Raw genomic sequence first — 20,433 nt, forward strand, 5'->3', positions numbered from 1 at the left:
GACCGACAATGGCCCGGTGAACGACCTGGACCCCGCCACCTTCCTCACCCCCCTCCTCACCCCCGAGGGCCGCGCCCTCCTCGACGAGGTGCGCGACACCGAGCCGGCGCGGGAGCTGGCCGTGGCGACCCGGCTGCGCCGCGACCACCCGGCGGAACTGGTCTCGGCTGCGCTGGCGCAGGCCCGGCTGCGGCAGCGGGCGGTGGCGAAGTTCGGCGCGGCGGACGCGGGGCGGATGTTCTTCACGCCGAACGGGGTCGAGCAGTCGACAAGGGCGAGCGTGGCGACGTACCGGGCCGAGTGTTTCGGGGCGCTGGGCGTGGGGTCGGTCGCCGATCTGTGCTGCGGGATCGGCGGGGACGCGATCGCGTTCGCGCGGGCCGGGATCCGGGTGCTGGCCGTGGACCGCGACCCGCTGACCGTGGCGGTGGCCCGCGCCAACGCCGACGCGCTCGGGCTCGCCGAACTGATCGAGGTGCGCGAGGCGGATGTGACGGAGGTGGACACGGCCGGGTACGACGCCGTGTTCGTCGACCCCGCCCGGCGCTCCTCCAAGCGCGGCCGGATCTTCGACCCGGAGGCCTACTCCCCGCCCCTGTCCTGGGCCGTGTCGGCCGCGCTGAAGGCCCCGCTGGGGGCGCTGAAGATCGCGCCCGGCATCCCGCACGAGGCGATCCCGCCGGAGGCCGAGGCCGAGTGGATCTCGGACGGCGGGGACGTGAAGGAGGCCGTGCTCTGGTTCCGCGCGAACGGGACGCCGGGGGCGCGGCGGGCGATGCTGCTGCCCGCCGGGGCGGGGGTGCGGGCCACGCCCGACACGATGCTGCCGGACCCCCCGGTCCGTCCGGTGGGCCGGTACCTGTACGAGCCGGACGGCGCCGTGATCCGCGCGCATCTGGTCGCCGAGGTCGCCGAGGAACTGGCGGGCGGGCTGATCGACCCCACGATCGCCTACGTCACCGCCGACGAGCACCACGTCACCCCGTACGCGGCGGCGTACGAGATCACCGACCAGCTGCCCTTCAACGTGAAGAAGCTGAAGGCCCTGCTGCGGGAGCGCGAGGTCGGCATCCTCACCGTGAAGAAACGCGGTTCGGCCGTGGAGCCGGAGGAACTGCGCAAGAAGGTCAAGCCCCAGGGCCGCAACGCGGCGACGGTCTTCCTGACCCGCGTAGCCGGAGCCCCGACGATGCTGATCGGCCACCCGGCGTAGGGGCCCGGCGGCGCGGGCCGTGCCGGCTCCGCGCGGGGTGCCGACTCCGCGCGGGGTGCCGACTCCGCCAGGGGTCCCGGCAGGCCCAGGAATGCGGCAGTGCCGCAAGGAGCGGTCGGCACCCGTCCGCCCACCGCCGTCACCGGCCACGCGGTCACCCTGCTCGTCCCCATGCCTCCCGGCCGCCCTCACCCGCCTCGCAATGGCGCCTTTCCGTCCGCCCCTTCACTCCCCCTGCGCACGCGCCAGCATCAGCGCTCGCTCGCGCTCGTTGCGGGTCAGGTCGGCCGCGCGTAGGAACTCCGCGCGGGCCTCCTCCGTGCGGCCCAGGCGGTGGAGGAGGTCGCCGCGGACGCTGGGGAGCAAGTGGTAGTCGCGCAGCGCCGGTTCGGTGGCGAGGGCGTCGACGATCTCCAGGGCGGGGGCGGGGCCCTCGGCCATGGAGACGGCGACCGCGCGGTTCAGTTCGACCACGGGGGACGGGGCGCGGGCCGCCAGCAGGCCGTACAGGGTGGCGATCCTCGGCCAGTCCGTCTCCTCGTAGGTGTACGCCTGGGCGTGGCACGCGGCGATGGCCGCCTGGAGGGCGTACGGGCCCGGGGCGCCGTGCGCGGCGGCCGTGGCGCGGCCGAGGGCGGTGAAGCCCCGGGCGATGAGCAGGCGGTTCCAGCGGCGGCGGTCCTGGTCCCGCAACAGGACCGGCTCCCCGGCGGGCCCCGTACGGCCGGCCGCCCGCGACTCCTGTAGCTCCAGCAGGGCCATCAGGCCGTGCACCTCGGGCTCCTCGGGCATCAACTGGGCCAGGACGCGGGCCAGTCGCAGGGCGTCCTCGCAGAGCGCGGGGCGCAGCAGGTCGTCGCCTGCGGTGGCCGCGTACCCCTCGTTGAAGATCAGGTAGATGACTTCGAGGACGGAGTCGAGGCGGGCCTCGCGGTCGGGGCCGTAGGGCACCTCGAAGGCGACGTTCTTCGTGGCCAGCGTGCGCTTGGCGCGGACGATGCGCTGGGCGATCGTCGGCTCGGGGGTCAGGAAGGCGCGGGCGATCTCGGTGGTGGTCAGGCCGCCGAGCAGGCGCAGGGTGAGGGCGATGCGGGCCTCGGCGGACAGCACCGGGTGGCAGGCGGTGAAGACCAGGCGGAGCAGGTCGTCGTCGATGTCGTCCGGGTCGGACGGCTGGTCGAGGTACGGTCCCGCCGCCTCCAGGTCCCGCCCCACCTCGGCGAGCTTGCGCGCGTACCGCTCCCGGCGGCGCACGAGGTCGATCGCCCGGTGCCTGGCGGTCGTCATGAGCCAGGCCCCCGGGTTGTCCGGGACCCCGTCCCTCGGCCACTGCTCCAGCGCGGCGACCAGCGCGTCCTGCGCCAGTTCCTCCGCGATCCCGACGTCCCGCACGATCCGTGCGACACCGGCGATGACTCTGGGCGACTCGATCCGGAAGACGGTCTCGACGGCCGTGTCCAGGTCTGTGGTGGGCTGTGAGGTCACAGCCCACCATCAGACACGACGGCTCCGACGCCCGGAAAGCGGCCTCGCCAGGCGGGCCTCGCCAGGCGGGCTCAGCCCTCCATGATCTCCCGCACCTCGCACGTGACGGTCCAGTGCTCCTCGTGCACCTTCAGGAACCGCTTGGTCCACTCGATCGCCTCGGCCATGTCCTTGCACTGCATCAGCGCGTAGCCGCCGACGACCTCCTTGGACTCGGTGAACGGCCCGTCCGTCACGGAGATCTTCCCGCCCTCCCAGCGCACCCGCGTCCCCTGCGCGGTCGGCGTCAGTCCGGCGGTGTCGAGCATGACCCCCGCCTTGGTGATCTCCTCCAGCAGCTCGCCCATCCGCTGCATCAGCTCGGGGCTGGGGCCCTCGGCGGGGGCGGTCTTCTCGTCGATCTGAACGAGCGACAGATAGCGCGGCATGGTGACTCCTACGGCATCGGCGGGCGGGGCCTGTCCCCGACTCTCACCCATGCGTCGAACGGCCGCACCCCGGATCGACACGGCCGACGAACTTCTTCAAAAAACTTTCCCGGCCGCCGGCCCCGCTGCCCTGCCGCCGCGGCCGCTACCGCAGCGACTCCCACAGCCGGCTCGCCTCCGGTTCGTCGGCCACCACCCGGTTCCTGTCGTACGGGGCCGTGACCACCGGCATCATCACGGTCCGCGTGGCGGCGGAGGACAGACCCCGCACGCTCTCGCCCAGCCCGGTCAGTTCGGTGAGGGAGTCCAGGCCGGTGTCCGTCGTCAGGCTTCCGGTGATCGCGTCGGCGGCACGGTAGAGCCGGGCGGGGTTGGTCAGCAGGTCGGTCGAGGAGATCTGGTCCAGGAGGGCCTTGACCAGTTTCTGCTGGAGGCCGATGCGGCCGAGGTCGCTGCCGTCGCCGATGCCGTGCCGGGTGCGGGCCAGGGCGAGGGCCTGCTCGCCGTCCAGGTGGTGGGTGCCGGCCCGCAGGCTCAGATGGCTGTCCTCGTCGTCGATGTCCTCGTCCGTGGTGACCGTGACGCCGCCGAGCGCGTCGACGAGCTTGGCGAAGCCGGAGAAGTCGATCTCGATGTAGTGGTCCATGCGGACGTCCGTCATCGACTCGACGGTCTTGACCGCGCAGACCGGGCCGCCGACCGCGTACGCGCTGTTGAACATCACGTTGTACGCCACCGCCGTCGAACCGCCCGACTCCAGCGGGCAGGACGGGCGGGTGACCAGGGTGTCGCGGGGGATGCTGACGACCGTCGCCCCGGTGCGGCCCTCGTCGATGTGGACGACCATCGCCGTGTCCGAGCGGGCCCCCGCGCCCTCGTCGCCGCCGCCGAGTTTCGCGTTCTCCTTGCCGCTGCGGGAGTCGGAGCCGAGGACGAGGATGTTCAGGGCGCCGCTCGGCAGGGCCTCGGCGGTGGCCGACGCGGACGGATCCGGCGCGGACGGATCCGGCGTGGACGGCTCCGGGGAGGAACGGATCTTCGCGGGGCGGTTGTCGCCGAGGGCGGCGTCGATGTCGACGCTCTCGATGTTGTGGTTCAGCCGCCAGAACGCCCAACCCGCCCCGCCCGCACCGACCACGAGGACCCCGGCGAGCAGACACCCGGCGATCCTCAGCCGACGGCGCCGCCCGCCCGGGTCCCCGATGCCGTCCCCGAACGCGCTTTCTTCACCCTTCACACACAGGAACTTACGTCCGAATTGTTACGGGCAGAACCACATGCCGCCTTTCCTTCGGAAATTCTCAGACTTCTCAGCCCTCTGCCGTCTTCGGCGGTCTTCTTCAGCCACTCTCAGCCCAGCGTCACCGTGGGCACCGGGTTGCTCCCGCTCCAGGTCCCGTTGAAGCCGAAGGTCACCGATCCGCCGCTCGGCACGCTCCCGTTCCAGGAGACGTTGGAGCAGCTGACCGCCGTGCCGGTCTGTGCGCAGCTCGCGTTCCAGGCCTGGCCGACCTGCTGTCCCGCCCCGAAGGTCCAGGCGACCCGCCAGGAGGAGAGCGAGGAGCCGGGTGCGCAGCTGATGGTCACGTTGCCGGTGAAGCCGGTGTTCCACTGGTTCGCGACGCTGTACGAGGCCGCGCAGCCGTCCGTCGTCGGCGGGGGTGTCGTGCCCGTCCCGCCGAGGCCGGTGGCGATGCCGTAGTACGCGGGTTTCGGCACGTAGTTCTCGTCGTACGGCGTCGCCGCGCCCTGGCCGGGGAACGTGTCCGGGATCCAGGAGTCGGAGTCGGTGAAGCCCCAGACCGTCACGCCGGTGCAGCGGGTCACGGCGACGCAGGCCTTCACGACGGCGTCGTACTCGGTGCGCTGCTGCGCCAACTTGGCCGCTGTGGGCGGCAGTTGCATACGGATGTCGAGTTCGGTGATGGCGACGTCCACGCCCAGGTCGGCGAAGCGCTGGATGTTCTGCTGGAGCGTCGCGGGGACCTGACCGAGGATCAGGTGGGCCTGCAACCCCACTCCGTCGATCGGGACGCCGCGCGCCTTCAGGTCCCTGACCAGGTTGTACAGGGCGGTGCTCTTCGCGTTGACGCCCTCGACGTTGTAGTCGTTGATGTAGAGCTTGGCGGCCGGGTCGGCGGCGCGGGCGGCGGTCAGGGCCTGGGCGATGTAGTCGGCGCCGAGGCCGTCGTACCAGAGCGTCTGGCGGTAGGTGCCGTCCTCGTTGAAGGGTTCGTTCACCACGTCCCAGGCGGCCAGCCGGCCCTTGTAGCGGCCGACTTCGAGTGCGATGTGGTCCTTCATGAGGGTGCTGAGCTGGGCGGGCGTCCAGGTGCCGTTGGTCAGCCAGCTCGGGTTCTGGCTGTGCCAGACCAGGGTGTGGCCGCGTACGTCCTGGTCGTGGGCCTCGGCGAAGTCGACGATCTGGTCGGCCTCGGTCCAGTTGAAGGTGCCCCGGGTGGGCTCGACCGAGCCCCATTTCATGGCGTTGCCGGGGGTGAGCCAGTTGAACTCGCGGCCCGCGATGTCGCCGTAGGTGCCGGTGAGTTTCGAGCCGGTCACCGCCGTGCCGAGGGCCTTGCCCTTGGCGGTGGCGAGGTCGCGCAGGGGCGGGTCGGCGGCGTGGGCGGTGGGGGCCGCGAGCAGCAGGGCGGCGACGGTGGCCACGCCGGTGAGCAGGCTGCTCAGGGAGGGTCTCATTGCGGGTGCCTCCGAAAGTTTCGGTGGTGCAACCGATTGACTGCGGAGGAGTGTGGAGGGGGATGTCTCAGTCGTCAATACATCAACTTCCGGACACGCGTGTGCCGGGATCGGTTGATGGCCGCCCGACCCGTGCGCCGTGGCTCGTCGCGCAGTTCCCCGCCTAGAGGGCCGGCGGGGCTCCCGTGCTGGCGCGGACCACCAGGCTCGTCGCCAGTTCGACCCGGGTCGCCGCCGACGAACCCTCCTGGCGGCCGAGGTCGAGGACCAGTCGGGCCGCCGCCTCGGCCATCTCCATCAGGGGCTGGCGCACGGTCGTCAGCGGCGGGCCCACCCAGCGGGCCACCGGCAGGTCGTCGAAGCCGACGACGCTGAGGTCCTCCGGGACGCGCAGGCCCAGTTCGCGGGCCGCCTCGTAGAGGCCGAGGGCCTGGAGGTCGTTGCCGGCGAAGACGGCGGTCGGGCGGTCCGGCCGGCGCAGCAGTTCCAGCCCCAGCCGGTAGCCGGTCTCGTGGTGGAAGTCCCCGGCCTTGATCAGGTCGGGGGCGACCGGCAGCCCGGCGGTCTCCAGCGCGGCCCGGTAGCCGTCGACCCGGGCGCGGCTGCACATCATCCGCGAGGGCCCGCTGATGGCGCCGATGCGCCGGTGGCCGAGTTCGATCAGATGGCGGGTCGCGGCGAGCCCGCCCTGCCAGTTGGTCGCGCCGATCGAGGGCACGTCGTCGCCGGGGTCGCCCGCCGGGTCCATCACCACGAACGGGATGGAGCGGCTGTGCAGCAGCGCGCGCTGGGACTCGTCGAGCCCGGACAGGACCAGGACGACGCCGTGCGGGCGGCGCGCGGCGACCTGGTCGGCCCAGGTGCGGCCGGGGGTGAGCCGCCCCGCGCTCTCGGAGAGGACGACGCTCAGCCCCTCCTGCCGGGCGACGTTCTCCACGCCCCGGATGACCTCCATGGCCCAGGCGCTCTCCAGTTCGTGGAAGACCAGGTCGACGAGGGGGGAGCGGGTCGCCTCGGCGCGCCGGCGGCGGTATCCGTACTCGCGCAGCAGTTCCTCGACGCGGGTGCGTGTGGCGGGCGCGACGTCCGCGCGGCCGTTGAGCACCTTCGAAACAGTCGGAGCCGACACGCCGGCCTGGCGGGCGATCTCGGCGAGCGTCGCGGTCTGCGTGGGGTGCGACGCACGCGCTCTTGTCTGGATTTCCTCGGGCTTCGCGGGCTTCATGTGCCGGATCGTATCTCTGCGCGACCCCTTGACGAACCCTTTCGACGGCCATACGTTCCCGGAACATTCGAAGTGTCATCCGAAACATTCGCACGTCCGGACATTCGCGAAGGGTGCTCTCATGGAGTCGAGCAGAGGCCAGTCCACCGGGACGACCGCGGGCCGGTCCACCGGCAGCGGCGCGGGCGGGCGGCCGTACAGCAGGCGCTGGTTCCTCGGCGCGGGGTCCGCCTCGCTGCTCACCGCCGGCCTCGGCGCCGGTCTCACCGCCTGCGGCTCCGGCGGCGGCTCGGGCGGCGGGGACGGCAAGACGCTCACCGCGTTCGTGTACGGCGACGACGCGGTGAAGGTCCAGCAGGCGGGCGTCGACCGGTTCAACAAGTCGGCCGCGGCAAAGAAGGCCGGCGGCACGATCAAGCTCCAGAAGGTCCCCGGCTCCGACTACTCCCCCAAGCTCCGCACGGCCATGGGCTCCCCGAGCGCCCCGGACATCTTCTTCAACTGGGGCGGCGGCTCCATCAAGCCGTACGAGGAGGCGGACAAGCTCGTCGACCTCACCGACATCATCGAGGGCGACCCGGTCCTCAAGGACGGCTTCCTGCCCTCGGTCCTCGCGGCCGGTGACCTGGGGGGCCGCCACTACGGCATCCCGATGCGCGGCATGCAGCCGGTGATCCTGTTCTACAACAAGTCCGTCTTCACCGAGCACAAGCTCCAGCCGCCCACCACCTGGGACCAGCTCCTCGACATCAACGCCAAGCTGAAGAAGGCGAAGATCACCCCCTTCGCGCTCGGCGGCTCCGACGTCTGGCCCGAGCTGATGTGGCTGGAGTACCTGGTCGACCGGATCGGCGGCCCCGAGGTCTTCAAGCGCATCCAGGACGGCGACGCCGACGGCTGGGGCGACCCGGCCGTCCTCAAGGCCGCCGAACTGGTCAAGGAGCTGATCGACGACGGCGCCTTCGGCTCCAAGTTCACCTCGGTGTCGTACGTCAACGGCGGCGCTCCCGCGGTCTTCGCGCGCGGCAAGGCGGCCATGCACCTGATGGGTTCCTGGGAGTACTCCACGCAACTCGGCAAGTTCCCGGACTTCGCCAGGAGCAACCTGGGCTGGGCCGCCTTCCCGACCGTCGAGGGCGGCACCGGTGACGTCCGCAACGTCGTCGGCAACCCCACCAACTACTGGTCGATCAACGCCCGTACGAAGAACAAGGACCTCGCGGTCGGCTTCCTCAAGGACTGCGCGTCGAAGGCGTACGCGCAGGCGCTGATCGACAACGGTGACGTGCCGACCACCTCGAACGCGGCCGAGCTGCTCGCCTCCTCGCCCAACCCCGAGTACGCGAAGTTCCAGTACGACATGGTGCAGAAGGCCCCGGCCTTCACGCTCTCCTGGGACCAGGCGCTCGGCGACGGCCTCGGCACCAAGATGCACACGGAGATAGGCAAGCTGTTCGCCGGCCAGTCCTCGCCGGACGACTTCGTGACGGCCTGCAAGGGGCTGAAGTGACCGTCACGGTCGAGAAGGCCCCGCCGGCGGGCGAGGGACGGGAGCACCGCGCGGGCCGCCGGACGGCCCGCACCGGCCGCCCGCACGCCGTCTGGGCCCTGCCCGGTGTTCTCTTCTTCACCTTCTTCGCGGTCGTCCCGATGGCGCTCGCCCTCTATCTCTCCTTCACCAGCTGGGACGGGCTGGGCGACCCGCGGCCGGTGGGCCTGGACAACTGGAAGAAGCTCCTCGACGACCCCCGGATGACGCAGTCCCTGTGGCTGACGGTCGTCCTGACCGTCGCCAGCTGGGCCTTCCAGACGGTCGTCGCCCTCCTCCTCGGCGTCTGGGCGGCGGGCCGGCAGCGCAACCGCGCGATCCTCTCCGCGGTCTTCTTCGTCCCGTTCCTGCTCTCCTCCACCGCCATCGCGATCCTGTTCTACGCCCTGCTCGACCCGAACTTCGGCATCATCCAGCAGGACACCCTGGGCTCGCAGAGCGGCGCGTTCCTCGCGATCGTCTTCGTCGGCGGCTGGCAGTTCATCCCCTTCCACACCCTGATCTACCAGGGCGGGGCCCGCCAGATCCCCGAGGTCCTCTACCAGGCGGCGGCCATCGACGGCGCCGGCCGCTACCGCCAGTTCTTCTCGATCACGCTCCCGCAGCTGCGGCACACGATCACCACGTCCACGGTCCTGATGGTCGTCGGCTCCCTGACGTACTTCGAGACGGTCCTGATCCTCACCAAGGGCGGCCCCGGCACGGACACCGCGATCCTGCCGTACCTGATGTACGAGGCGGGCTTCAAGACGTACGACTTCGGCTACGCCAGCGCCATCGCGTCCTTCCTGGTCATCGCCGCGACGGGCCTCTCCCTGGTCCTGGTCCGGCTGACCGGCTTCGGCGCCATGCGCAGCACCCGCGAAGGGATGTGACGGCACGGATGTCACACGACACACTGGCGCGCCCCACGAGGACCCGGCAGCCGGACGGAAGCCCGGTGCCGCACTCCCCCCGTCGCCGCAGGCACTGGACGCGGCGCGCCAACCCGGTGGCGGGCCTGGGCGCCTTCGTCTGGCTGGTCATCGTCCTGATCCCGATCTACGCGATGCTGTCGGCGTCCCTCACCGGCGCGGACAAGGCATTGACGGGCAACCCCCTCAAGCCGCCGACGGACCCGACCCTCGACAACTACAACACGGTCCTGACCAGCGGCTTCGGCCACCTGTTGAGCAACACGGCGATCGTCGCGGTGTCGGTGGTGGGCATCGTCCTGGCGCTGTCCATCCCGCTCGCGTACGTCGCCGTCCGCACCCGCGACCGCTGGTCGAACGCGGCGTTCCGCCTCTTCCTGCTGGGCGTGGCGATCCCGGCGCAGGCGGTGGTCGTGCCGTTGTATCTGCTCATCGCCAAGCTCGATCTCTACGACACCCTGCCGGCCGTCATCCTCCCGACGGCGGCCTTCGCGATGCCGGTCTCGGTCCTGGTTTTGGTGGGCACCCTCCGGGACGTCTCCGAGGACCTGTACGAGGCGATGGCCCTGGACGGGGCGTCCCCGCTGCGGATGCTCTTCCAGCTGACGATCCCGCTCGCCAAGGGCGGCATCAGCACGGTCGTCATCTTCTCGGCGCTCCAGGCCTGGAACGGCTTCCTCTTCCCGCTGATCTTCACCCAGTCGGACGGCCCCCGGGTCCTCACGCTCGGGCTGTTCAACTACGTCAGTCAGTTCGGCGTCAACATCCCCGCCGTGCTCGCCTCGGTCGTCCTGTCCGGCATCCCGATCTTCGCCGTGTACCTGGTGGCACGACGGGCGCTGGTGGGCGGGTTGATGGGCGTCGGCGGCAAGTGACCCACCGGCTCCGGCACCCGCGACCCTCCGCAACTCGCCGACCCCCGAAGGAGTTCCATGACCACCCCTTGGCGTGACCCGGCCCTCCCCGCAGCGGCCCGGGTCGCGGACCTGCTCTCCCGCATGACGCTGGAGGAGAAGGCCGCGCAGTTGTACGGCGTGTGGGTGAAGAGCGATGCGAACGGCGAGGACATCGCCCCCGACGAGCAGCACATGTCGGAGACGTTCGACTACGACGAGCTGATCACCCGGGGCCTCGGCCAGCTCACCCGCGCCTTCGGCACGGCGCCCGTCGACCCGGCGGCCGGCGCGCGGGCCCTCGCCCGCGCCCAGCGCCGCATCATGGCCGCGGGCCGCTTCGGCATCCCGGCCGTCGCGCACGAGGAGTGCCTGGCCGGTTTCACCGCCTGGCGCGCGACCGCCTACCCGGTCCCGCTGGCCTGGGGCGCGACCTTCGACCCGCCGCTGGTGGAGGAGATGGCCCGGCACATCGGCCGCGACCTGGCCTCCGTCGGCGTCCACCAGGGCCTGTCCCCCGTCCTTGACGTGGTCCGCGACCCGCGCTGGGGGCGGGTCGAGGAGACGATCGGCGAGGACCCGTATCTGGTGGCCACGGTCGGCACGGCGTACGTACGCGGCCTGGAGTCGGCCGGGATCGTGGCCACGCTGAAGCACTTCGCCGGGTACGCGGCGTCCGTCGGCGCCCGCAACCACGCGCCCGTACGGGCCGGGGTGCGGGAGTTCGCGGACGTGACCCTGCCGCCCTTCGAGATGGCCCTGCGCGAGGGCGGCGCCCGCTCGGTGATGGCGGCGTACACGGAGACGGACGGCGTCCCGGTCTCGGCCGACCCGGGGCTGCTGACCGAACTCCTGCGCGACGCCTGGGGCTTCACCGGCACGGTCGTCTCCGACTACTTCGGCGTGGGCTTCCTGGAGACCAACCACCGGGTGGCCGGAAACCGCGCGGAGGCGGGGCACGCGGCGCTGGCCGCCGGCATCGACGTCGAGCTGCCCACCCTGCGCTGCTACGGCGAGCCGCTCGTGGAGGCGGTCCGCGCGGGCGAGATCCCCGAGTCGCTGGTCGACCGCGCCGCCCGCCGGGTCCTGCTCCAGAAGTGCGAGCTGGGCCTGCTGGACGAGGACTGGTCCCCGGAGGCGCCCGCCGCCGACCCCGAACGGATCGACCTCGACTCCACGGCGAACCGCGCCCTGGCCCGCCGGCTGGCCGAGGAGTCGGTGGTCCTCCTCGACAACCCGGACGGCGTCCTGCCGCTGGCGCCGGACATCCGGATCGCGGTCGTGGGCCCCCGCGCCGACGACCCCCTGGCCATGCTCGGCTGCTACTCCTTCCCCTCCCACGTCCTCCCCGCCCACCCCGGCACCCCCCTGGGCATCGCGATCCCCACGGTCCTGGAGTCCCTGCGCACGGAACTCCCCGACGCGAAGATCACGTACGCGGCGGGCAGCGACGTGGACGGCGACGACACCGGCGGCTTCCCCGAGGCGGTCGCCCGGGCCTCCGAGGCGGATGTCTGCGTCGCGGTGCTCGGCGACCGGGCGGGCCTTTTCGGCCGGGGCACCTCCGGTGAGGGCTGCGACGCGGAGGACCTCCGGCTGCCGGGGGTCCAGGCCGACCTGCTGGACGCGCTGATCGCCACGGGTACGCCGGTGGTGGCGCTGCTGCTCACCGGGCGCCCCTACGCGCTGGGGCGCTGGCACGAGCGGCTGGCGGGCGTGGTCCAGGCGTTCTTCCCCGGGGAGGAGGGCGGGCCGGCGGTCGCGGGCGTCCTGTCGGGCCGTGTCTCCCCCTCCGGCCGCCTCCCGGTGAGCGTTCCGAACCGCCCCGGGGGCCAGCCGTGGACGTACCTCCAGCCGCCGCTCGGCCTGGCCGGCGGGGCGAGCAACCTCGACCCGACGCCGCTGTATCCCTTCGGGCACGGCCGCGCGTACACGACGTTCGCCTGGACGGACTTCGCGGACGAGGGTGCGGGGGATGAGGGGCACGACGTGTCGGTGACGGTCCGCAACACGGGTGACAGGGCGGGCGCGGAGGTCGTCCAGCTGTACCTGCACGACCCGGTTGCCTCGGTGACCCGCCCCGACCTGCGCCTGATCGCCTACCAGCGGCTGGAGTTGGCACCCGGGGGTGCCTCCCGCGTGCGGTTCCGCTTCCACCCCGACGTCTCGTGCTTCACGGACCGCGCGGGGCGCCGCGTGGTCGAACCGGGCGCGCTGGAACTGCGCTTGGGCGCGTCGAGCGCGGACATCCGCCACGCGGTGAGGCTGACGCTGCCGGGTCCCGTCCGCGAGGTGGGCCCGGACCGCCGCCTGCACTGCGAGACGGAGGTCAGGGCCGTGGAGAGCTGAGGTTCAGTCCGCCTGGGCCGCGTGCGCGACGAACGCGGCCCAGGCGGCGGGGCCGAGGCCGAGGTGGGGGCGGGTGATGTCTTTGGAGTCGCGGATGTGGATGGTGGCGGGGGTGGGGGCGACTTCTATGCAGTTGTCGCCCGCGGTGCCGCTGTACGTGGACTTGCGCCATTCCAGGGCAACTTCAACGCAGTTGTCGCCCTCGGTACCGCTGTGACTGGACTTGAACCAGGCCAGTTCGGTGGTGCTCATAGCGCTCCTCTGATCCGCTCCAGCAGGCCCACGGAGTCCAGCGGAGTGAGGGCCTGTGCGCGGAGTGTCGCATACCGACGGTGCAGTACGGCGGCCTCTTTTGCGTCGACGACCAGCCGCCCGGTCTTCTGGCCCTCCGCATAGGCGAGATGCTGCCCGTCCGGGGTTTCCAGCAGCGCCAGCGGGCCGTCCAGACCCGCGTGCGCCTCGCACTCCAGCGGAACGATCTGAATCTCCACGTTGCGGAGTCGCGCACACTCCAACAGGTGATCGAGGAGCCCCCGCAAGACGTCGGCACCCCCCAACCGGCGCCGGACGACATGCTCGTCCATCACAAAGCTGAACGAGGTGTTGGGGCGCTCCCAGAACATGCGCTGCCGCTCCATGCGTGCCGCGACCTGCGCCTCCAGCTGCTCGTCCGACAGCGGGGGAAGCCGATTGCCGAACACCGCCCGCGCGTACCCCTCGGACTGCAACAACCCAGGAGCCAACCGGCACTCGTACGTCGCGAGGTACACCGCCTCCTGCTCCAGCCTCGCCCACGTCCTGAACCAAACCGCCAACCCCGGCTGCCGAGCCATATGCCGAAACGCCCCCCGTACCGCCCCCGTGTTGCCCGTCGCCTCCTCCGCCAGTTCCACGAACCGCTGGTCCGCCAGCCGTCGCCCCAACTCGATGGAAGCCACCGAGTGTTTGGACAAGTGCACCCGCGCCCCGAACTCCTCCCGGCTCAACCCCGCATGCTCCCGCAGCGCCTGGACGACCGCCCCGAACGCCCGCATGCTGTCCGACGACTCGGGCTCACCACCCGGCCCCTGCGCAGCCCACTCCACACCGTGCACCATCCACCCAGCGTGACGACCCGCTCACCGTACTGTCCATCGAACAGCCGCGTACTCCCCCCTCAGTACACGCGGCACCCCCTCTTACCCGGCGTTCACTGAGGGGGGCTATAACGACCGGATGAGCAACGGAATAGAGCGGGAGTACCGAAGACGGCGCGGAATCCACCCCGCGCTCCTCGGCACGCTGGCCGCGGCGACGCTGATCATCGCCTTGTCGGTGAACATGATGACGACGTTCGGCCCGTCGACCGGGGAAACACTGACCGTGGCGGCCTGGCTGACCGTCGCGGGCCGGGTGCTGCTGGAGCAGTTCAGGGCCCGTACGTCCGTCACGTCGGACGGCGTCACCGTACGCGGAGCGCTCCGCACCCGCGGCTGGACCTGGTCGGAGATCTACGGCATCCGGGTCGAGAACATCAGGTGGGGCAACCCGCGCTGGTCGGGCTATCTGTACGCCACCGACGGGAGCCGGGCCCGCCTGCCCCACGTCGACGAGTACCAACTGACCGACCCGGGCGCCGAGATCGCCGACCTGTGCGCCGCCGCCCTACGGCTCGGGCTCACCACGCTGGACACCCGGCCCGACGTGGAGGAACGCATCGCGCGCAGGGCGCGGCGGCGCAGGGCGGGGCAACGGACGGCCGTCGCGAGCGGGGTGGTCCTGGCCGGTGCGTTCGTCGTCGACGGCTGGCTGCTCTTCACCGAGCGGCCGACGCACACGTACCTGCTGCTCCTGGGCGTCCCGCTGGTCTGCGCGCCCTTCCTCTTCCTCGTCCTGGACGGCTTCGGCGAACGCCGTCACCGACGCGGTCTCACGCCCCCAGCGACTCGAACCGCCACCGGTGCACCGCCCGACTGACCAACTCCTCGCCGGGCTCCGGCAGTTCGGGCAGCTCCGCGTCGTACTCGGCGTCCCACCACGTGATGACCAGCACCCGGTCCTGCGGAGCCCGGAACGTCTCGCGCCGCAGCGGCCGTAGGGGAAGCTCCTGGGCCCGCGCCCAGGCGAGGAGCGCCTCTCCCCGCCCGGCCACCGCCCGCGCCTCCCACATCAGCGCGACCGTCACGAGTACAGGTTCTCCTTGCTGACCTCGTGCACGTGATCGTGCCCGTGGTCGTGCGCATGCCCGACCGCACTCCCCGGCACATGCGGATCCGTCACCGGCAACGACGAGTCCGCCGACAGATCCCAGTCCGAAGCGGAGCGCCCCCGCGCGACCATCTCCGCGCCCAGCGCGGCCACCATCGCCCCGTTGTCCGTGCACAACTTGGGCCGGGGCACCCGGAGCCGGATGCCGGCCGCCTCGCAGCGCTCCTGGGCGAGTGCCCGCAGCCGGGAGTTGGCGGCGACACCGCCGCCGATCATCAGGTGGTCGACACCCTCGTCCCGGCAGGCGCGTACGGCCTTCCTCGTCAGCACGTCCACCACGGCCTCCTGGAAGGACGCGGCGACGTCCCGCACCGGAACGTCCTCCCCGGCCGCCCGCTTCGCCTCGATCCAGCGGGCCACGGCGGTCTTCAGACCGGAGAAGGAGAAGTCGTAGGCGGGGTCGCGGGGCCCGGTGAGGCCACGCGGGAAGGCGATCGCGTTCGGGTCGCCCTCACGGGCGTACCGGTCGATGACGGGACCGCCGGGGAAGCCCAGGTTCAGCACGCGGGCGATCTTGTCGAAGGCCTCCCCCGCCGCGTCGTCGATCGTCGCGCCCATCGGCCGTACGTCCGAGGTGATGTCGGTCGACAGCAGCAGCGACGAGTGACCGCCCGACACCAGCAGCGCCATCGTCGGCTCGGGCAGCGCCCCGTGCTCCAGCTGGTCGACGCAGATGTGGGAGGCGAGGTGGTTGACGCCGTAGAGCGGCTTGCCCAGCGCGTACGCGTACGCCTTGGCGGCCGAGACGCCGACCAGCAACGCGCCCGCGAGGCCGGGACCGGCGGTGACGGCGATGCCGTCGAGGTCCTTCGCGCTCACCCCCGCTTCCTTCAGCGCGCGCTCGATGGTCGGAACCATCGCCTCCAGGTGGGCGCGGGAGGCCACCTCGGGCACCACGCCGCCGAACCGGGCGTGCTCGTCGACGCTCGACGCGATCGCGTCGGCCAGCAGGGTCGTCCCGCGCACGACGCCGACACCGGTCTCGTCGCAGGAGGTCTCGATCCCCAGGACCAGCGGTTCGTCAGCCATTGACCTTGCCATCCCTAGCCATTGATCTCGGTTCCTTGTACGGATGTGGAAGGGTCGTTGAGGCGCATGACCAGCGCGTCCACGTTCCCCGGCTGGTAGTAGCCGCGGCGGAAGCCGATCGCCTCGAAGCCGAAGCGCTCGTAGAGCTTCTGGGCGCGGACGTTGTCGACCCGGCATTCGAGCATCACCTGGGCGCACTCGAAGGCGGTGGCCGCCCGGAGCAGCTCGGTGAGGATCAGCGCGCCGAGGCCGGTGCCCCAGTGCTCCCGGGCGACCGCGATGGTCTGTACGTCGGCGGTGTCCCCGGCGGAGGCCAGGCCCCCGTAGCCGACGATCCGCCCTCCACCGCCGCTGTCCGCGCCCTCGTCCGGGGCGACCGCCACCACGTACCGCCGGGTGGCGTGCGGGCCCCGCGCGTGGGCGAGGTCCGACCAGAACATGCCCCGGGACCAGGCGTCCTCGGGGAAGAGGTCCTTCTCCAGCTCCAGGACGGGCTCGATGTCCCACCAGCGCATCTCGCGCAGCACCGGGGTCGTCACTTGGGGGTGACCACCTTGTAGTTCTTGGGGACCTGGGCGTCGGGCCGGCGCAGGTACAGCGGCCGGGGCGCCTCCAGTTCCTCACCCTTGGCCAGCCGCTCCGCCGCCAGCGCCGCGAGGGACGCGGCGGAGACGTGCTCGGGCGCGCGGGCGTCCGGGAAGGTGTCGGGATACAGCAGCGCGCCGGCCCCGACGGCGGGCAGACCGGACACCTGCTCCGCGATCTCGGCGGGCCGGTCGACGGCCGGCTCGGTCGCTCTCGTCCGCGCGTCCTCGTACCGAGCCCAGTACACCTCCTTGCGCCGGGCGTCGGTGGCGACCACGAACGGTCCCTCGACCGTCCCCTCGACGCCGGCCGCGTACGCGAGCCCGTCGAGGGTGCACAGGCCGTGGACGGGGACCCCGAGCGCGAGGCCGAAGGTGTCGGCGGTCATGAGGCCGACGCGCAGCCCGGTGTACGGGCCGGGACCGATGCCGACGACGATGCCGGTGACGGCGTCGAGGCGGGTGCCCGCCTCGGCGATGACCCGGTCGACGGCGGGCAGCAGCAGTTCCCCGTGGCGTCGCGCGTCCACCTGACTCGACGCGGCGACGACGTCCGTCCCGTCGTGCAGCGCGACGGTGACGGCGGGGGTGGCGGTATCCAGAGCGAGCAAGAGCACGCAAACAGCCTACGGCGCTTCGGCCCGGGCCACGGCCGACCCGGTGCACGCTCCCCCTGCTGCTACCGTCACAGCACAGACGTACTTCAAGGGCGTACGTGGGTACGAGAGGTGGGCGCAGAAGGTGGCCAGTAGCAGCTCGGGATTCGTGGCCGGGCTCACCGCGGCGGCCATCGCCGCAGTCGGTTTCCTCGCCTACCAGGCGTCGGCGAACGCGCCGGACGACCTGCGGAAACCGTCCGCATCGGAGTCTCCGAAGGCCAAGCAGTCCCCGACCCCCGGCAAGGGGAAGAAGGACACCGACGACGTCCTCCCCGACGACTCGGGCGCCGGCGAGCGGGTCGTCTACTCCCTCGACGAGGACCGCGTCTGGCTGGTCGGCGCGAACGAGAAGGTCACCCGCACGTTCGAGGTCACCCCGAGCACGGTCGACCCCACGCCCGCCACGTACACGGTCTCGTCCCGCTCCGCCGCCGTCACCGGCTCCGACGGCACCCCGATCGAGCACGTCGTCCGCTTCGCCTCGGTGGACGGCGTCTCCGTGGGCTTCAGCGCGGCCGTGGACGGCTCCACCCCCCGCCCCGACCCCACCACCAAGACGGGCGGCATCCGGGAGTCCCGCAAGGACGGCAAGGCCATGTGGGAATTCGCGGGCATCGGCACGAAGGTGGTCGTGGTCGACTAGGGGGTGTTGCGAAAGTCCCGCACAGCACCCACGGCGCCCGCCACGCCCTCTCGCCGCACCGGCCGAAAACCCAAGTACGTCCAGTACGAGGGCTTTCGTCCGGCACGCCGAGAGCACGCACCGGACACCGCGGGCACCGCACAGGACTTTCGAAACACCCCCTAGGGGGATCCCTCCTAATCGCCGGCCGGCTGACCGCCGGTCCGTTTCAGGGGCGCGGGGAACTGCGCGAGAACCCCCACCGGACCGGCACCCGCGCCACGACCCCCGTCACCCCTCCGAAGGCGCCCCACGGCTACGCGGCCCGAGGGCGCCCCACGGCTACGCGGCCCGAGGGCGCCGCCGTTCTGCGGGCCGTCGTACCTCGGCCTTCACCGGCGGAGCCTGCGGCGGCGTGGAGACAGCCTTCGCCGCCGCACAAGCAGCCAGCAGGTCCCGCATCGACACCCCGGCCACCCCGGACGGAACCGGCTTGCGTTGTGCTGTCGACATGGACGCCTCCTGGGTGCCACGGCGAACCAAGTTAGGCAGACCTAACCAAGGACTGGTTACCATGTGACCACGCCGGGGACGACCGACGCAACATCTTGCCGACAGCTCGTCGGAACGATCGGCGCAGCGTCACGCCGACAGCACACCCAGTTCCACGGAGGCCCACCGTTCACCCAGACCGGTGACCGTCACGTGCCGTACCTCGTCCGTCGTGTCGCCCACCGCCCGGTGGATGACCACGTTCAGCCGGTCGTCGGTCAGCTCCTCGACCTTGCCCTCGCCCCACTCCACGACGATCACCGAATCCGGCAGCGAGACATCGAGGTCGAGGTCCTCCATCTCGTCCAGCCCGCCGCCCAGGCGATACGCGTCGACGTGCACGAGCGGCGGCCCCTCCACCAGCGACGGATGCACCCGGGCGATGACGAAGGTCGGCGAGGTGACGGCCCCGCGCACCCCCAGCCCCTCCCCCAGCCCTCGGGTGAGCGTCGTCTTCCCGGCGCCCAACTCCCCGTTGAGCATGACGAGATCACCCGCACGCAGCAGCTTGGCCAGGCGACGGCCCAGCTCCAGCATCTGGTCGGGTGCGTTGACGGTGATCCGGACGGTGGTCAGCGGGGAGGACCCGCTGTCGTCGGGGGAGGCCCCGGACTCACCCGGGACGTGCGGTGCTGCTGGCGCTTCCATAACCACTTACGGTAGCCCCCGCCGGCACGGCCCCCGCGCGGGTGAGCAGGTCGGCCAGCCGGTCGGTCACCACCTCGGGGTGCTCCAGCATCACCAGATGCCCCGCGTCCGGCACGAGCACCAGCTCGGCGTCCGGCAGCAGATCGGCGATGGCCTCGCTGTGCTCGCTCGGGGTGACCAGGTCCTTGACGCCGGCCAGCACCAGCACCGGCAGCTTGGTGAACGCCGCGAGCGCCTCGGTCTTGTCGTGCTCGGTGAAGGCCGGATAGAACTCGGCGACGACGTCGATCGGCGTGCCCTCGATCATCCGTTCGGCGAACCGCGCGACCGCCGGATCGACGTCCCGCGACGCGAACGAGTACCGCTTGATGATCCCGGCGAACAGATCGGCGGTCGCCCGCCGCCCCCGCTCCACCAGCGCGGCCTGCTGCCCGAGCGCCCGCAGCACCCCCGGCAGCACCCGCCGCACCGCGTTGACGCCCGCCACGGGCAGCCCGAAGTTGACCTCGCCGAGCCGCCCCGACGACGTACCGACCAGGGCGACGGCGACGACCCGCTCACGGATCAGCTCCGGGTAGTGCGCGGCCAGCGCCATCACGGTCATGCCGCCCATGGAGTGGCCGACGAGCACGATGGGCCCGTCCGGCACCGCCGCGTCGATGACGGCCTTGAGGTCACGGCCCAGCTGGTCGATGGTGACCGGCAGCCCGTCACGCACACCGGACACCCCGCGCCCGGAACGGCCGTGGCTGCGCTGGTCCCAGTGCACGGTCCGCACGACTCCGCGCAGCGCGGCCCGCTGGAAGTGCCAGGAGTCCTGGTTGAGGCAGTAGCCGTGGCTGAAGACGACGGTGACGGGCGCCGGGGCCTTGCGGCCGAAGAGGCGGCGCCTGCGGGGCGTGAGGCTCGCCTCGGGCTCAACCTCGTCGACCTCGTAGTACAGCTCGGTGCCGTCGTCGGCGACCGCCTTGGCGGGGACGCCGCGCAGCGCTCCGTACGGGCCGGTGGAGTCGAGCGCCAGGCGCGCCTTCCTGCGCATGCCCCGCCCGACGGTGAGCCGCTCTATGGCGACACCGGCCGCCGCGCCGGCCGCGACGACGCCTATCGCCGCCCCCGCGACCCCGGCTCTGCGCCAGATGCCGTCGCCGGACGCGGCCGTGGCGGCGGCCGCGCTCGCGACGGCCTCCACGGCCTCGGCGCTGCTCTCGCTCACGTCCCGCTCCTCTTCGCCGACCTGTCCGGTACCACTGTCGCTCCGCACGCCTGTACGGAGTTACCCGTCTCGTTCCTCTTTCACCTACGCATGCACAGGTGCCCGGGACTCACATCCTCACGG

21 protein-coding genes are annotated in these 20,433 nt (G+C 71.9%); 7 read left to right on the forward strand and 14 right to left on the reverse strand.

The features are described from left to right. Window positions 1-16: 16 nt before the first annotated feature. Window positions 17-1,213, forward strand: coding sequence for a class I SAM-dependent methyltransferase (locus ACZ52C_RS08030; RefSeq protein WP_469073931.1), 1,197 nt, complete (start codon window positions 17-19; stop codon window positions 1,211-1,213). 225 nt (window positions 1,214-1,438) lie between these two features. Here the strand turns inward: ACZ52C_RS08030 and ACZ52C_RS08035 are convergent, their stop codons facing one another. The 5 genes from ACZ52C_RS08035 to ACZ52C_RS08055 all read right to left on the reverse strand — a co-directional run bounded on the left by ACZ52C_RS08035 (window position 1,439) and on the right by ACZ52C_RS08055 (window position 7,051). Next, window positions 1,439-2,698 (reverse strand): RNA polymerase sigma factor, encoded by a 1,260-nt coding sequence (locus ACZ52C_RS08035; RefSeq protein ID WP_469073932.1) that lies wholly within the window; start codon window positions 2,696-2,698, stop codon window positions 1,439-1,441. Window positions 2,699-2,769: 71 nt separating this feature from the next. Continuing rightward, window positions 2,770-3,126, reverse strand: coding sequence for a YciI family protein (locus ACZ52C_RS08040; RefSeq protein ID WP_045559489.1), 357 nt, complete (start codon window positions 3,124-3,126; stop codon window positions 2,770-2,772). A gap of 145 nt (window positions 3,127-3,271) precedes the next feature. Continuing rightward, a complete protein-coding gene (locus ACZ52C_RS08045; RefSeq protein ID WP_469074178.1) occupies window positions 3,272-4,369 on the reverse strand; it encodes an LCP family protein in 1,098 nt (365 codons plus the stop codon). Between the two features lie 107 nt (window positions 4,370-4,476). Continuing rightward, window positions 4,477-5,826, reverse strand: a complete 1,350-nt coding sequence (locus tag ACZ52C_RS08050) for a glycoside hydrolase family 10 protein (protein WP_469073933.1) — start codon at window positions 5,824-5,826, stop codon at window positions 4,477-4,479. A 163-nt stretch (window positions 5,827-5,989) separates the two neighbouring features. After that, window positions 5,990-7,051 (reverse strand): LacI family DNA-binding transcriptional regulator, encoded by a 1,062-nt coding sequence (locus ACZ52C_RS08055; RefSeq protein ID WP_469073934.1) that lies wholly within the window; start codon window positions 7,049-7,051, stop codon window positions 5,990-5,992. A 121-nt stretch (window positions 7,052-7,172) separates the two neighbouring features. Here ACZ52C_RS08055 and ACZ52C_RS08060 point away from each other — a divergent pair, with 121 nt between their 5' ends. The 4 genes from ACZ52C_RS08060 to ACZ52C_RS08075 are packed head-to-tail and all read left to right on the forward strand — an operon-like array spanning window position 7,173 to window position 12,756. Beyond that, complete coding sequence (locus ACZ52C_RS08060) at window positions 7,173-8,561, forward strand: ABC transporter substrate-binding protein (RefSeq protein WP_469073935.1); 1,389 nt, start codon at window positions 7,173-7,175, stop codon at window positions 8,559-8,561. After that, window positions 8,558-9,475: a carbohydrate ABC transporter permease gene (locus tag ACZ52C_RS08065; protein WP_469073936.1), complete on the forward strand. Its 918-nt coding sequence runs from the start codon at window positions 8,558-8,560 to the stop codon at window positions 9,473-9,475. The genes ACZ52C_RS08060 and ACZ52C_RS08065 overlap by 4 nt, the downstream gene beginning before the upstream one ends. Before the next feature lie 8 nt (window positions 9,476-9,483). Then, entirely contained in the window at window positions 9,484-10,389 is a 906-nt protein-coding gene (locus tag ACZ52C_RS08070) for a carbohydrate ABC transporter permease (protein ID WP_469073937.1), read from the forward strand. Between the two features lie 57 nt (window positions 10,390-10,446). After that, the gene (locus ACZ52C_RS08075; RefSeq protein ID WP_469073938.1) at window positions 10,447-12,756 is read left to right on the forward strand and encodes a beta-xylosidase/alpha-l-arabinosidase; all 2,310 of its coding nucleotides are present in this window, start codon (window positions 10,447-10,449) and stop codon (window positions 12,754-12,756) included. Between the two features lie 3 nt (window positions 12,757-12,759). Here ACZ52C_RS08075 and ACZ52C_RS08080 read toward each other — a convergent pair whose 3' ends face one another. Beyond that, window positions 12,760-13,008: a DUF397 domain-containing protein gene (locus tag ACZ52C_RS08080; protein WP_469073939.1), complete on the reverse strand. Its 249-nt coding sequence runs from the start codon at window positions 13,006-13,008 to the stop codon at window positions 12,760-12,762. Further along, entirely contained in the window at window positions 13,005-13,853 is an 849-nt protein-coding gene (locus ACZ52C_RS08085) for a helix-turn-helix domain-containing protein (RefSeq protein WP_469073940.1), read from the reverse strand. Before ACZ52C_RS08085 ends, ACZ52C_RS08080 begins: the two co-directional genes overlap by 4 nt. A gap of 118 nt (window positions 13,854-13,971) precedes the next feature. On the opposite strand from ACZ52C_RS08085, the gene ACZ52C_RS08090 reads away from it, so the two are divergent. Next, complete coding sequence (locus tag ACZ52C_RS08090) at window positions 13,972-14,712, forward strand: PH domain-containing protein (protein WP_469073941.1); 741 nt, start codon at window positions 13,972-13,974, stop codon at window positions 14,710-14,712. On the opposite strand, the gene ACZ52C_RS08095 is transcribed toward ACZ52C_RS08090, so the two are convergent. Genes ACZ52C_RS08095 through tsaB form a run of 4 tightly spaced genes read right to left on the reverse strand, consistent with a single transcriptional unit; the run spans window position 14,666 to window position 17,233 of the window. Continuing rightward, window positions 14,666-14,920 (reverse strand): hypothetical protein, encoded by a 255-nt coding sequence (locus ACZ52C_RS08095; RefSeq protein ID WP_469073942.1) that lies wholly within the window; start codon window positions 14,918-14,920, stop codon window positions 14,666-14,668. The two genes, ACZ52C_RS08090 and ACZ52C_RS08095, sit on opposite strands and share 47 nt — an antisense overlap. After that, on the reverse strand, window positions 14,917-16,032 hold the full coding sequence (gene tsaD, locus ACZ52C_RS08100; protein WP_469073943.1) for a tRNA (adenosine(37)-N6)-threonylcarbamoyltransferase complex transferase subunit TsaD: 1,116 nt from the start codon (window positions 16,030-16,032) through the stop codon (window positions 14,917-14,919). The genes ACZ52C_RS08095 and tsaD overlap by 4 nt, the downstream gene beginning before the upstream one ends. A gap of 14 nt (window positions 16,033-16,046) precedes the next feature. Next, complete coding sequence (gene rimI / locus ACZ52C_RS08105; RefSeq protein ID WP_469073944.1) at window positions 16,047-16,571, reverse strand: ribosomal protein S18-alanine N-acetyltransferase; 525 nt, start codon at window positions 16,569-16,571, stop codon at window positions 16,047-16,049. Beyond that, the gene (tsaB, locus tag ACZ52C_RS08110) at window positions 16,568-17,233 is read right to left on the reverse strand and encodes a tRNA (adenosine(37)-N6)-threonylcarbamoyltransferase complex dimerization subunit type 1 TsaB (protein ID WP_469073945.1); all 666 of its coding nucleotides are present in this window, start codon (window positions 17,231-17,233) and stop codon (window positions 16,568-16,570) included. Before tsaB ends, rimI begins: the two co-directional genes overlap by 4 nt. A gap of 124 nt (window positions 17,234-17,357) precedes the next feature. Between tsaB and ACZ52C_RS08115 the strand changes: the two genes are divergently transcribed. Continuing rightward, window positions 17,358-17,918, forward strand: a complete 561-nt coding sequence (locus tag ACZ52C_RS08115) for a hypothetical protein (RefSeq protein ID WP_469073946.1) — start codon at window positions 17,358-17,360, stop codon at window positions 17,916-17,918. Between the two features lie 321 nt (window positions 17,919-18,239). Here ACZ52C_RS08115 and ACZ52C_RS08120 read toward each other — a convergent pair whose 3' ends face one another. From ACZ52C_RS08120 to ACZ52C_RS08130, 3 genes are all read right to left on the reverse strand, one after another. Continuing rightward, window positions 18,240-18,410: a hypothetical protein gene (locus tag ACZ52C_RS08120; RefSeq protein ID WP_469073947.1), complete on the reverse strand. Its 171-nt coding sequence runs from the start codon at window positions 18,408-18,410 to the stop codon at window positions 18,240-18,242. A gap of 129 nt (window positions 18,411-18,539) precedes the next feature. After that, entirely contained in the window at window positions 18,540-19,097 is a 558-nt protein-coding gene (gene tsaE, locus ACZ52C_RS08125; RefSeq protein WP_469073948.1) for a tRNA (adenosine(37)-N6)-threonylcarbamoyltransferase complex ATPase subunit type 1 TsaE, read from the reverse strand. Beyond that, window positions 19,063-20,310 carry an alpha/beta fold hydrolase gene (locus tag ACZ52C_RS08130; RefSeq protein WP_469073949.1) on the reverse strand — a complete coding sequence of 416 codons (1,248 nt, stop codon included), beginning with the start codon at window positions 20,308-20,310 and terminating at the stop codon, window positions 19,063-19,065. The genes tsaE and ACZ52C_RS08130 overlap by 35 nt, the downstream gene beginning before the upstream one ends. Window positions 20,311-20,433: the final 123 nt, after the last annotated feature.

This window comes from Streptomyces sp. NPDC034049, from assembly GCF_055575575.1.